This window comes from Prevotella veroralis, from assembly GCF_018127765.1.
Classification (GTDB): Bacteria; Bacteroidota; Bacteroidia; order Bacteroidales; family Bacteroidaceae; genus Prevotella; species Prevotella veroralis.
Window position 1 is genome coordinate 72,932 of record NZ_CP072331.1, and the last position, 12,900, is coordinate 85,831.

Annotated in this window: 11 protein-coding genes and 1 pseudogene; 5 read left to right on the plus strand and 7 right to left on the minus strand. The window is 41.7% G+C overall.

Translation table 11 applies throughout. The features are described 5' to 3' along the window. Positions 1-263 precede the first annotated feature (263 nt). The 5 genes from J5A55_RS08530 to J5A55_RS08550 all read left to right on the plus strand — a co-directional run bounded on the left by J5A55_RS08530 (position 264) and on the right by J5A55_RS08550 (position 5,121). The gene (locus tag J5A55_RS08530; RefSeq protein WP_004384704.1) at positions 264-1,628 is read left to right on the plus strand and encodes a virulence-associated E family protein; all 1,365 of its coding nucleotides are present in this window, start codon (positions 264-266) and stop codon (positions 1,626-1,628) included. Between the two features lie 211 nt (positions 1,629-1,839). After that, the gene (locus tag J5A55_RS08535) at positions 1,840-2,820 is read left to right on the plus strand and encodes a toprim domain-containing protein (RefSeq protein WP_004384705.1); all 981 of its coding nucleotides are present in this window, start codon (positions 1,840-1,842) and stop codon (positions 2,818-2,820) included. 4 nt (positions 2,821-2,824) lie between these two features. Continuing rightward, positions 2,825-3,283, plus strand: a complete 459-nt coding sequence (locus J5A55_RS08540; RefSeq protein WP_004384706.1) for a DUF3408 domain-containing protein — start codon at positions 2,825-2,827, stop codon at positions 3,281-3,283. A 361-nt stretch (positions 3,284-3,644) separates the two neighbouring features. After that, positions 3,645-4,076 carry a plasmid mobilization protein gene (locus J5A55_RS08545; RefSeq protein WP_004384707.1) on the plus strand — a complete coding sequence of 144 codons (432 nt, stop codon included), beginning with the start codon at positions 3,645-3,647 and terminating at the stop codon, positions 4,074-4,076. Then, positions 4,060-5,121 (plus strand): relaxase/mobilization nuclease domain-containing protein, encoded by a 1,062-nt coding sequence (locus J5A55_RS08550; protein WP_004384708.1) that lies wholly within the window; start codon positions 4,060-4,062, stop codon positions 5,119-5,121. The genes J5A55_RS08545 and J5A55_RS08550 overlap by 17 nt, the downstream gene beginning before the upstream one ends. 490 nt (positions 5,122-5,611) lie before the next feature. On the opposite strand, the pseudogene J5A55_RS08555 reads toward J5A55_RS08550, so the two are convergent. The 7 genes and pseudogenes from J5A55_RS08555 to tssD all read right to left on the minus strand — a co-directional run. Continuing rightward, positions 5,612-6,048, minus strand: a pseudogene (locus J5A55_RS08555) (phage baseplate assembly protein V); the annotation flags it as partial. A 16-nt stretch (positions 6,049-6,064) separates the two neighbouring features. Further along, positions 6,065-6,490 (minus strand): PAAR-like protein, encoded by a 426-nt coding sequence (locus tag J5A55_RS08560; RefSeq protein WP_004384710.1) that lies wholly within the window; start codon positions 6,488-6,490, stop codon positions 6,065-6,067. Next, positions 6,472-7,212, minus strand: a complete 741-nt coding sequence (locus tag J5A55_RS08565) for a hypothetical protein (RefSeq protein WP_004384711.1) — start codon at positions 7,210-7,212, stop codon at positions 6,472-6,474. Before J5A55_RS08565 ends, J5A55_RS08560 begins: the two co-directional genes overlap by 19 nt. A 45-nt stretch (positions 7,213-7,257) precedes the next feature. Further along, entirely contained in the window at positions 7,258-8,703 is a 1,446-nt protein-coding gene (locus tag J5A55_RS08570; protein WP_004384712.1) for a T6SS phospholipase effector Tle1-like catalytic domain-containing protein, read from the minus strand. Between the two features lie 4 nt (positions 8,704-8,707). Then, the gene (locus J5A55_RS08575) at positions 8,708-9,778 is read right to left on the minus strand and encodes a DUF2931 family protein (RefSeq protein WP_039851634.1); all 1,071 of its coding nucleotides are present in this window, start codon (positions 9,776-9,778) and stop codon (positions 8,708-8,710) included. Between the two features lie 72 nt (positions 9,779-9,850). Beyond that, entirely contained in the window at positions 9,851-11,707 is a 1,857-nt protein-coding gene (locus J5A55_RS08580; protein ID WP_004384714.1) for a type VI secretion system Vgr family protein, read from the minus strand. A 175-nt stretch (positions 11,708-11,882) separates the two neighbouring features. After that, positions 11,883-12,281, minus strand: a complete 399-nt coding sequence (tssD, locus tag J5A55_RS08585) for a type VI secretion system tube protein TssD (RefSeq protein ID WP_004383461.1) — start codon at positions 12,279-12,281, stop codon at positions 11,883-11,885. Between the last annotated feature and the right edge of the window lie 619 nt (positions 12,282-12,900).

A 12,900-nucleotide genomic window follows, 5' to 3' on the forward strand; every position in this document is an offset into this window, starting at 1 on the left:
CTGCAAAGCAGTGGGGAACAGCGAGGAAGAATAGGGAAACCGAAAGAAAAACGGTTCTCTTTCTTATCTTTTTTCCGTGTCTGGTTTTTCATTTTCTACATCCGTTTTAGTCAATGCAATACTTCGCAGATTAGAGCAGATAAACACGTACTTTTCTTACCCATTTTCTATACCTATCCTCTTGCTCTTGGCTTAAATCCTTGTTTTTCTGCTGTTTTCTGTCAGAAATCCGTGCTAAATTCACAGCCAATGAGCGCAACATTATGCAAGCACTCTCCGAATGCTTGGAACTTACCCATTCTCTTGATAACTTCGTTCTTGAAAACAAAAACAAGCATATAATGAAAAAGAACGCAGATAAAGGAAAATCGGAGGGCTACTACAATACGTCCAGACAGAGAAAGACTTCCTCCAAGAACTCGGAGATAGAAGCCTACCTCTCCATGCACTATACCTTCAGATACAACACGGTATTGGGGAGAACCGAATACCGAAACAGGGCAAACAGCGATTTCACAAAGGTGGGTCGCTATGAAATCAACACGCTCCGCAGGGAGATAGACAACGACATCGGGATAATAACCTCGTCGGATAATCTATACTCTATCATCGAGAGCAGTTTTTCTCCACGTATCAATCCCATACAGGAGTATTTCAAGGCATTGCCCTTGATAGATATAGGCAGCGATTGTGGCAGCAGCAATACTTCTTCCCATTCAATGAAAGCCATTTCCGATTTGGCAAGTTGCGTTGTGGTGCGCAATCACGAAAAATGGCTACCGTATCTCACCAAATGGCTCGTGGCAGTGGTCGCCAACGTAATGGACGACCGTGAGTGCTGTAACCATACCTGCCTCGTGCTGACAGGCGAGCAGGGAAAGTTCAAGACCACCTTCCTTGACCTGCTCTGTCCGCCTGCCCTGCACGGTTACAGCTATACGGGCAAGATATATCCTCAGGAGAAGGATACGCTCACCTATATCGGGCAGAACCTCATTGTGAACATCGACGACCAGCTCAAGGCCCTCAACAAGAGGGACGAGAACGAACTCAAGAATCTCATCACCTGCCCGATGGTCAAGTACCGCATGCCCTACGACAAGTATGTGGAGGAACATCCCCACTTGGCAAGTTTCGTGGCATCGGTGAACGGCAACGACTTTCTTACAGACCCCACAGGAAGCAGACGATTCCTGCCCTTTGAGGTGCTGTCCATCGACATCAACAAGGCAAAGGCAATTTCTATGGACAGTGTCTATGCGGAAGCCAAAGCCTTGTTGAACGCAGGTTTCCGCTATTGGTTTGACGATGAAGAGATAGCGGAGCTATACAGGGAGAGCGAGGACTTTCAAGTGCAGACCGCAGAGATGGAACTGCTGTTGCGCTGCTTCGAAAAACCGACAGAGGATAATCCCCATTGCTCCTATATGACCACTACGGAAATTCTTACCTATCTGGGTATCTATACCCGACATCCCCTGACTTCCAAACTTATGGGCGAAGCCCTTAAAAGGGCAGGCTTTGAAAAAGTGAGCAAAAGGCGTGACGGCAGCAGTCCTGTCTATGTGTATAAAATAAGGAAGATACTGCCCTGCCCTTTGCTTGATAGTTGTAGTAGTCTGATGTAGTAGGGTGTGTAGTATTGTTATATACTACAATGTAGTGTTGATTATCAACAACTTACAACAAAATAGTATGTAGTAAGAAGAAAGATGAAAAAGTTTGGAAAGGAAAAAGTTTGGAAAGAGGAATATCGTAGAAGCATTGGCTGATACGATTTGGCTCCCTGATAGCATTTAAGTAAACCATAATATTTCAATCAATTAAAATGGCAGAACAATGAAAGAAGAAGATTTATCACTCATCAAGCGATACTCTATCGTGGAGTATCTTGAAAGGAAAGGCATCAAGCCTGTACGCAGGACACCTGCCTATGCCCTGTACCGTTCACCGCTTCGTGCGGAAACACATCCGAGTTTCAAGGTGGACACAGAGAAGAACCTCTGGATAGACTATGCCGAAGGCAGGGGCGGAAGTATCATCGACCTCTGTATGCGCTTGGAGAGCTGCACGCTATTGGAAGCCATCCGTCATTTGGGACGGAACGCTCCCGATGATTCTGCATATAGTTCTCGCAACGACTTCGCATCAAACTATTTCCAACCTTCAATGGTTGCAAATGGGGCAAGGAAACTGATAAGTATATCAGACACCTTGCCGCCACATTTACAGGAGTACCTTACAAAAGTACGCTGCATCAACTTGGAAAATGCAAAGCCATTCCTCAAATGTATCAGTTACGAGGTAAAGGGCAGGCGATATCAAGCCTTCGGCTTTGTCAACTCATCGGGAGGGTACGAGCTTCGGGATAATCAATCGTTCAAGGGAACAGTAGCCCCGAAAGACATTACTCCGATATTCACGGACAGAGCGGAGCCTGTATGTATCTTTGAAGGCTTCATGGACTTCCTATCCTTCCTTTCAATGAAAGAGAAAATTATCAACCACTGCCTTGTGATGAACTCGGTGAGCAATGTGGCAAGAACTGTCCGCTATCTGAACGACCACAACCTGACCCATATCCGTGCCTTCCTTGACAATGACGATGCAGGACGGAGAACCGTGCAAGAATTTGTAAAGGCAGGTTTCAAGGTGGAGGATATGTCCGTACATTACAAGGGCTTCAAAGACCTCAACGAGTTTCATGTCAGCCGTATGCGTAAGCAGGAGCAGCAGAAAGTGCAGGAACGGACACGGATGTCGGTTACGGAGCAAAAGGAAAGTAAGAAATCAAAACAAGTCAAACATAAAATGAGATAAAGATATGGAAAAGAAAAAAGTCAGTAACGAGGGAATGGAGAATACCATCCATTCCGCCAAGCAATATTTAGGACTCAACCAAATCGAAAGTCCGTCTGAACATCTCATTGCCGGACTTCGGGCAAGGAGAGCCAGACTTACTCAAGACCCAAACAAGCAGGACACAGAGAATACCACGCACTCTGAACCTGTACTGAATACTGAGAATGCAACCGTTCAAAGGCGCATCAGTGCCAAGATGAGAAAGGAGACGCTCGAAGCCTACAAGCAAGCCTACCTTGTTCCGACAAGACTGAACAACCGTAAGGCGGTCTATCTGAGCAGGGAGACACAGGAGCGTGCCGACTTCATCGTGCGCAGGTTGGGCGACAGAGGCAGCAACCTTTCAAGCTTTGTGGAGAACATCGTACGCCTCCATTTGGAGGAATACGGTGAGGACATAGAGAAATGGAGGAAGCTTTGAACCCACAGGAAAAAGGTCGAGGGTTTTCCTGAAAATGGACGCCCCTTTCACTCAAAACCCTCGACCCTTTTCAGAGAACAGGACAACAGACATTTGCTGAACATACCGAATGACCGGAGTGTCCCGAACGTAATGAGTCAAAGAATGCACGGCATTCACTTTTTGACTACAAAACGCCTTGTGCGTAAACGTTTCGTTAGCTGACATTGCAAGACGTCAGTTTGTACCCACAAACTGCCCTTGCTCCCCTCGTTAGACTGTCGGGGAGATTAGACCGTAATCACTCCGTTCTCATCGGTCAGTATTCAGGAATTAAGAAACAATGAATCATCTACAATGATAAACTTTCAAGGAAACTTATATGAGCAGATACAAGGGAAAAGCTGCCCGATGGCAGCAACAGGATAAAGAAGAACAGCGGATGAACAAAACGGAGTTCATCAAGGTAAGATGCACCTTAGAGGAGAAGCAGCGTATCAAATCAAGGGCGGAAAGCACGGAACGGAAGTTCTCCGATTATTGCCGTGAGATACTCCTTAATGGAGAAGTGACTGCCGTTCCCAAGATGACAGACAATGAGAGGGAAGCCATTGCCATCCTCCAACATACAGGAAGATTCTACGGGCAGGTTTCCAATCTCATCAAGGTCAAGGACGAAAGATGGGTACTCATCACAAAGAACCTTTCCTTATGTGCCAAAGAAGCATTTAAGCGGTTTTACGACCCGCATTTTCGTGTGGATGATGAGGTATATAAGGTCTTAAATCTAACAAGAGATGATAGGGAAATGTAAGGCGATAGCACACGGAAGTACGGCTCTGGACTATATTTTCAGAGAAGGCAAACTCGGCAGTCGGCTTGCCTTCCACAATCTTTGCAGCAGGGAGCCAAAGAGCATCTATGAGGAAATGAAAGTCGTCAGCGACTATAACAACCGTTGCAGGAACAAGTTTCTCCGTATCGAAATAGGCATTGCACCGCGGGACGAGAAAAAGTTGCCTGTATCCGAACTGATGCGGATAGCTCATTTGTTTGCCAAGCGAATGGGACTTGACAACCACCAATGGGTGGCAGTAACGCACAAGGACACCGACAACAGACACATTCATATCATTGCCAACCGCATCAGCCTATATGGAGAGGTCTATGATACCACTTTTGTGAGCAACAGGGCTGCAAGGGTGGCAGAGGAAATCAGCAGGGAGAAAGGCTTGACCATTGCAAAAGAGGTCAAGGCAGAAAGGAAACACCAAAAGACAAAGGCTAATCCCACGAGAGAGCAAACAAAACAGCAGGTACAGCAAATCTGCTATGCCTTGCTTGACAAATACAAAGGTACAGGCATCACGGGACACTCTATGTTTCTCTACGAACTTCACAAGAACGGCATTTCCATAGAGCGTATGAAGAACAAGCAGGGCAAGGTATATGGCTTGAAGTTCTCATACGGAGGACTATCATTCAAGGCTTCCGAAATCGGCAGGGAGTTCGGCTACCATTCCTTGCAGAAGAACTTTGAAACAACCAACAAGGAAGAATCAAGGAAACCACATCTAACAGTACAAGAGCCGACAGAAAAGAAAGAACAATCTGATACAGGCTACCAACTTGTACCTCCAAGCCGCTCCTCTATCTCACGAGACAATGATACCTCACAAGTGCAGAATCCCATTGGTGCAGTGGCAGGCACCATCGTTAGCGCAGCCGATGAAGTGGTGGCGGGGCTGGGCGATTTGATTACACCAACCGCACAGGGCAATGACTATGCTGAAGCAGCATGGCAGCGTAAACTCAGATACCAAGCCAATAGAAAGAAAAGACGAGGAAGAGGAATATAACCTACAACCAGACAATCAATCAAAAATGCAGAAAGAAGAATATTTCATCAAAAACGCTTGTTATTCGGTAACAAAGTCTTATCTTTGCAAACAGAATAACAAGCGTTCTTTGTTAGGCAGAAAACAGCGAAGCCAAGTAGCTCGCTCGTTTCCAAATCGTTACCAGTTTAGTTGTACAAACAAGGTAACTCCTTTATTTTCAATAAGTTGTATTTTAAGAATTATCTTGTCTTGCTAAAGATGCCCTTTAAGCCCCTTACTAACGCCCTTTTGACGGCTAATTAAGCACCTTTTGCATTGTAATCCTGTAATACGCTGATATAAAGTGACTTACAAATGTATAGGTTTTCTTGCTCTTTACCTGACTTTTATTCATCTATGTTGTAATTATATTTCAAGATAGCAGACGGTCAAAGTTCTATATGGCTGAGTTTAAGCAAATACGATTGCCAACAACATCTTTGAAGATAATACTCCAACCAGCATTTACGTTATCATTGAATGATAGGGTATGTTCACTTTGGGTTGTTAAACTTTTTTGTGATTATCTTCAAGACCACCACCACCAGTGGTGCCGTTAAAGAGACTACCCATAACGTATGGTCTTGCTGGGTCACCATGACGGAAACCAAGGAGGACTTGGTCGCCTACCTCTGGGATAAATACAAATCCACGGTTGCTTCTTACGTCCTTACTACTACCGCCATCAGGTGTCATCACTCGCACCCAACCTGTCTGCATTCCATCTGTTTGCCAGTTCATACGTACACGAACACGGTCTTTACCCTGTGGGTCAGCATTGCTGAGCACAGTTGCCATCTGTGTTTCAGCTAATGGCATACGAACCTTTGGACTTGGCAGTGCCTTAATTGTAGCAGGTATAGCCTTGAAGCGGTTCTTGTAGTAGCTCCCTTGACTCACCTCGTAATAGCTTAGGTTTTATTTAGGTTTCAATCATATTCCTCCCCAATGGGTTAATATCTGATTGAAGGCAGAGGGCAGCTTGTTTTATTTGCATGATGCTTGGTATAGCAATCTGTCCTGTAGTTTGGAAAGTAATACAATCTTTCATTCCCAAGGCACAAGTCCCCTTACAAGTTCCAAGTAAAGGAGATGACGAGCCATTGATACTCACTCCGTCGTATGCTCCTGACCAACTTGTAACAAGTGGTGTACAAGTTTTTAGTGGGTAGGATTTGTTACACATGGTAAAACCTACACCTTCAAACACGTTACCAAGCGTCTTGTCTGTTGCAACCAACTTACCGTTCATGCATACGGCATCATTGTCCATAACTTTCAGAAAGCCAGGTGCTGTTCCAAACTGACAGCTACATATAGCTCTGTTTACTACATATTCGTCTTCCATTCTTCCTCGTTGATTTGTTTTAATTCAAGTTTTCGCGTGTAATACCCCTCGTCTTCTATTTCAACCTCTAACATAATCTGGATATGGTCGAACATTCCTTTTTCTGTTTTATGTACGTATGCTTTCCCCACATGCGAAAGAACCTTCCGCTCTGTTTTTATCTCTGGAATGCTCAACAGTATTTCTTGTTCGTCTTCGTCCTCTATTGATAGGCAAAAGGTTATTACATCTCCTATGAAAGGGAAATCAACCAATCTGTACTCACGGTCAGTAATCGCCATGAACAGTGTTGCAAGTTGATAGATATTACTCTGCGAAATGCACTGCAGTACTTCTTTCTCGTCTTGCACTTTCTCAATACAGTCTTTGACATACTTTGTAACCAGTGCATCCTGCTCATAGTAATCTATGATTTTCTGTCCCTCAGCAGTATATCGCTCCCTCACCTCGTCAATATTCTCAATCCCTTTCGCTTCTCCCGAGTCATCCATGCATACTGTCATAGGATAGAGCGCATTGCCCAACCATGACATTATAAAGTCGAATTCTTGCGAAGATTCTCCATCTATCAGATTTTGTCCCTTCTTATTTATTTCTAAAGAAGATGTTTTAATTAAGTTTCCAGTATAAAAGATTGTAACAATATCTTGGTAGCTTGATTTGTCTCCATTTGGAAATAACATCTCTGAAAATAACTGATAAGATTTTTTATTAACTATCATTATTAAATCTATATGTCATGTATTTTATTCATCCAATTACAATTTTTATCCTTGGATAATATCACGTTTATGATTAAATGGAGCTGTATGTGGTCGAATAAAGCCCATTACCGTTTTATTATGAGCAGAAAGGTGGAGATATTTAGCTCTAATACTTAAAATGAGTTTTCTCATAGGTCCTTTAGGGTCAGCATTATAATAAATACCTGATTCTGCGCCTATTTTATAGATGTTTTTGCCATTATTTGCCATAGTCTCTAATTTTTTCCCCAGTTCAATCAGTTTTGGATCTATTAAAATTGTTTCTTTCATTATAAGGCGTTGATCAAATAATGGTATCTGATTTTTTGCTAAATTATACATTATTTTAAGCGGTATTCGTGCATAATCATTCCTAACTCTTCGATATGGAGGAGGAGAATTATATGCTTTAGAATGATTTCTACGCCAATATTGATCAGAAGCATAATTATATAGGTAATCATTTATCCATTTATCATTATGTAACCGTTCGAATGTCATGTATCCTCTGAATACTGGGCGATAAGTTAGTTCATACCCTGATGGCATATAGCCCATATATAAATACTCGTGTTCTTCTTGAGCATATCCGCCACCTATATCGCTATGGGCTCCAGGAAGTATAATTTCAGTTCCTTTTTTGCCTGCAGAAGCTATGTTGGTTAAAGAAAAGTTAGAACGATATTCATCTGCAGCAACTAAATGCACAGTCTTACGCACAAAACCTGTTGGTATCTTTAATCTAAGGAAGTCTACATCATTTTTGTGATTTAAGCCATATGAAGAGACTGTATCAAATAAACCTAAGAAACGAACATTTATCTCTACTGCATATGGAATTCCCAACATGTAGTAGAGGCGTGGAACAAATATTGGCTTGTCATGTATATTTGTTCTCAAGTTGAAATAAGAATAGAAATACCATATTTTATATATAAAACTACGAGCTGTTGTAGCCCCACGACTAAATCCAAAGAAATCTAAAGTCAATGATTTTATTCTTGAATCACTATTTTGGCTAATCATTGCGTCAATACTGGCTTTTATCAGGGTCTGTGCTCTTTTTATTTTTGCATCTATTCCTGTGTTGCTAAAACCATCACGACCTGTTGCTGCAGCCATGCCACTATCATCCTTCCCTGAAGATAATCCATTCTCCTCGGGTTTATAGGTTCCTACACCTTCTATATAAACTTTATCAATGTATTTAGATAAGTTCTGAGGATAAGCTTTCCAGAGATGCTTTATATTTGTATAGTCTGAGGTATAACTGTCATGAGTTTCTTTTTTTTGCCATTCTTTTACCTCTTTTGCGTGGCTTTTATCTTTACCATATGCAATGTTATACTTGTTGTTGTTTGTACCATCAAAAAATACTCCTATAACAACATCTATATATTTATAATTCTTGTTGTTATCTTTTTTTTCTGGTTTCACTAAACACTTTCTCGTCGCTTTATATTCTTTCATATCTTTATTCTCCTATAAACATTCTTATATCTTCCTTAGGGCTGTTGTCATATAACAAACGTGCTTCATCGCCAGGCTTTTTCTTATATACCAGTATCTGTGTCTTCTTTAATGCGTATTTCTTCCCATTTACCGACAAATAAATATCAAACCGATTATTATACTTACTTATATTGATAACCATAATTCCTTTCTTGTCCCGATTACCACTATAAGCCGTCTTGAAGACATCAAGAACCTCGTCTTCATCAAAGTAAAATTTAGTGTCATAATAGACATCTCCGACCTTCCAATCAAACGCTATCTCCTTTGGTCGACTTCGCATGCTAAAGTTATAACCATCAGTAAGTTTACCAAATTCTCCATTTGTATATTCATAGTATAAAAAACCACCAGGTTTTGTCTGTTTGTCCTCAAAGTTAAATTCAAAGTCATATCTGAAGCGTTCTTTATAGCTATTCCATAAGCTTTCATCGGGTACACCATGTTCTTTTAGATTTTCGCTAACTCCCTCATATTCTTTTAGCGCAGCCTTACAATAATTATCCAAAGAGCCAAAGGCATTATATGCATCTTCGTCAAACTCCTTTAATGACATATTGATTTCCTTTCCCTTCAAGCTGTCACATACAACGATGCTACTATTACCTATGCCGAACAAGGAAAGCCATACATTGCCATGGGGAAGAAAATTTACAACGAAATTACGATAGGTCGTATGATAGAAAGTGGAGGAACCGTGATCTGAAGTCATGAAACCTTGCCTGAATAATTGCAATATACGTTTCTGTACCGTGTCTGGAATCTGTGTATCAATTTCATAAAACTTTTGTTCTGTAAATGAAAGCCATATAGCACGAACATGAGTAGGCATTCCTAATCCAGGGTCGCTTTCTAACACACCTCTACCAGCACTGGGGTAACCTATTCCGTTGTGCATATTGCTCTCCATCACATCCTGCTCATACCCTTCCTTACCAAATTTAACCCAAACATCTTTAGTTTCTACAGGATAGTTTTTTGGTGCTGCACCGCAAGCCTCCCAAGGAAATTCTGTCCTTGTACTATTTCTCATTTCATTACAAGAAAACATTGTCATACTCAATAAAAAAAATAAAATGGAAAAACAAAAACTCTTCACCACTATTTAATCTTTTGCTATGTAAACTTTATCTTTACTGGTAAGATTCATCTTTTTTATAGATTTTATCTTAATAATGTCATCACTTTCTATACTCAGATTCCCATGAGAAAGCAAATACGATTCATTTACTATTTCCTGATTCATAGAACCTTCAATGCGGTGGGTAACGTCGCCAACCACTTTTGTAGATAGATTTTCTTGAACTTGTACAGTAGCATTACCATCAACTCCGATGGAGCTATTACCACCTATTGCTACATTAGAATCCTCTCCCACCTGCATTGTAAAGTTCTTGCCCACATTTACATTCATATTCTCTGATGCGTTGATGTTGACATTCTTTGTGTTGACATTTACTTCTTCGGCAGAAGATATGGTGATGGTGCCATTTAATTCATCAATGAAGATTTTGTTGGCACGGGTTGTCTGTAGGAGGATGGTATGGGCAGTATCGTCAAAGGTGACGGTCGAGCCGCTTCGGGTGGTAAGGCTTTTCTTGTGGTTGGCAGCAAAGCCTCCACTACCTGTAACTCCGTTAAAGAGGCTACCCATAACGTATGGTCTTGCAGGGTCTCCATGACGGAAACCGAGGAGGACTTGGTCGCCTACTTCTGGGATAAATACAAAACCACGGTTGCTCTTTACGTCACTACTGCTACCGCCATCTGGTGTCATCACACGTACCCAGCCTGTCTGCATACCATCCGTCTGCCAATTCATACGCACGCGCACACGACCCTTGCCCTGTGGGTCAGCATTGCTGAGCACAGTTGCCATCTGTGTTTCAGCTAATGGCATACGAACCTTTGGACTTGGCAGTACTTTTATCGTTGCAGGGATAGCCTTGAAGCGGTTTTTGTAATAACTTCCTTGGCTCACCTCGTGTGTTATCTCGATGATGATAAAGTTACCTAAACTCTCCTTAGATATATTTCCTACACGTTCCAAGAATGAGCTGTAGAGACTTATAACGGAACCTACACGCAGGGTTGGCACCTGACTCTCAGCTGTGATATAATGTGTCTCTGCAGTCTCAGCCGCTTGCTTACGCCCCATGTAGTTAATAAGCTCCGTCTCATTGCTGACACGTGGCAGTGCATGCTGTCGTGCGGGTTTTGAGAACATACCTAATGATGCACGGAAAGCCTCACCCGCAAGTTTGTCATGACCATATGCCAAGTCTGGCGTCATACGTTGCATCTCACGGTCAGCACCAGAGTGATAAGAGAACACCTGCTCAGAGCGTGCGAGGGTCTGTAAACCAATGTCAAGTGAGGACAGTGTTGTTCCATATTCCAATATTATAGGGTCAGCCAATTTCCTTGGTTTACCAAAGATGAGTTTAGTTCCATCGAAATACATCCACTCTTGATACTGATGAGCAAGACGACGGATAAAGTCGAAGTCAGACTCTTCATACTGGCAGATAAAGTCTTTGGTTTCCTTGAATGCAGGATTCAACTCTAATTGCACCTTAGCTTGTTCGCACAGCTTTTTCACTACATCCCCAATGGTTCTATCATTCCATGAGAAGCAGCTATGAGCCGTTTCCATTCTGTAAGTAGCAGAGTAGCCAGAAACGATGATACATCCAAAGTCACTTCCCTCTCGGTGTAATTGTACATTTGTCACCACACCTACGAAGATAGGAGTATTTGCAGCCTTCACAACGATGCTTTCTCCGAGCCAGTCCTTGCTGCTATTGATATTATGTACATATCTATTACTACCCGTTTCCAATTCAACAGACATTTGGAATCGATGATGTGTACCTATGTTTTGTTCGATTTGTAGAGAAATAAAAGAAGAAAGAGACTTCTTTCCTATGCTGATAGTAATGGGGTTGAAAGGAATTGACATGGGTTGTTTGTTTTGAAAATTAAAAGCTAATTGGCTTATACGGCATTACATTTAGAATCTCAAGGGAAAGCAATCGGAGTATGTAGGATAGTAAAGTTCCCCCTCGCTTGAGTAAGAAACGAAAAAGGACTATGCCGAGTACGAAGGCTCAGCATAGTCCTGATGTTTCTCAGACTTATGTGCGAGGCCAACGGTTGTCAAGCTCAGCATTGCCCACGGTGATATTCTCAGCAGAGAAAGTCATAGCGATGGTCATAGGAGCCTCGTTGTTAACGTCGAGTGTTTCCTTGTAGTGAACGATGTAAGCATTCTTGAAAGAAATCTCCTTCATTTTAGCATCCTCTTCGCTCTTCTTGTAAACGATCTTACCCTCAACAGGCTTGAACTGGCTGTTAAGCATAGCCTCGATAGTAGAAGTGTCATCAGTAGACTCGATAGTTACACTGATACGACCGCCAGAGATGCTTGATGCAGGCTGACCCTTCTTGTCAGTTGTACGGCTAAACTCGTAGTTAGAATAGAGTACGTCATACTCCTTACCACCCAATTCCAAAGTTGCTCTAAATGAACTCATAATTGAAAAGTTTTAAGTTGTTAGAAAAAAATGATAAACGAGGCACCCTTATCATCTCCTTTACCAGAAAACAAAAAAGAGAAAACCTCAACAACTTCTTGAAGTCCCCTCTGTACGGCTGTTAAACAGTCTTGCTCTTGGAAGAAGAGGAAGATTTGCAATCTGTTGTTTTACGATGCCAAAAGTAGAAAGATATTTTTATAAAAGCAAAAGAAAAACATAAAATAACATGGGTTTAACATCTAATAAGCAAAATCCTCACCTTACTTCGAAAGTAGAGGGAATACCTAATTATAATAAGAATAAACTTGGCAACTCATCAGTCTGTTTACTAATCCATTTTTCTATCCTCATAGAACTGTAAATAATTTTCGACCTTCTATATTTCCATTTATGCTTAATAGCACGTCAAGAGATGGTATCTTCCACGCCCAAAGAGGCTTGTTTATTCAACAGGAGATCGTGAGACAAGAAAAAACAAATAGTTAGAACGGAAGATGAATATAAACATCTTTCTCGCAAAATGAAATAAAGAGCCAGTGTTCCGATAATCTCATAAAGTGTCAGTTTTGGTTAAGATAGTATGATTAGTTTCGTCTTTTAAGTCTTATCTTTGCAT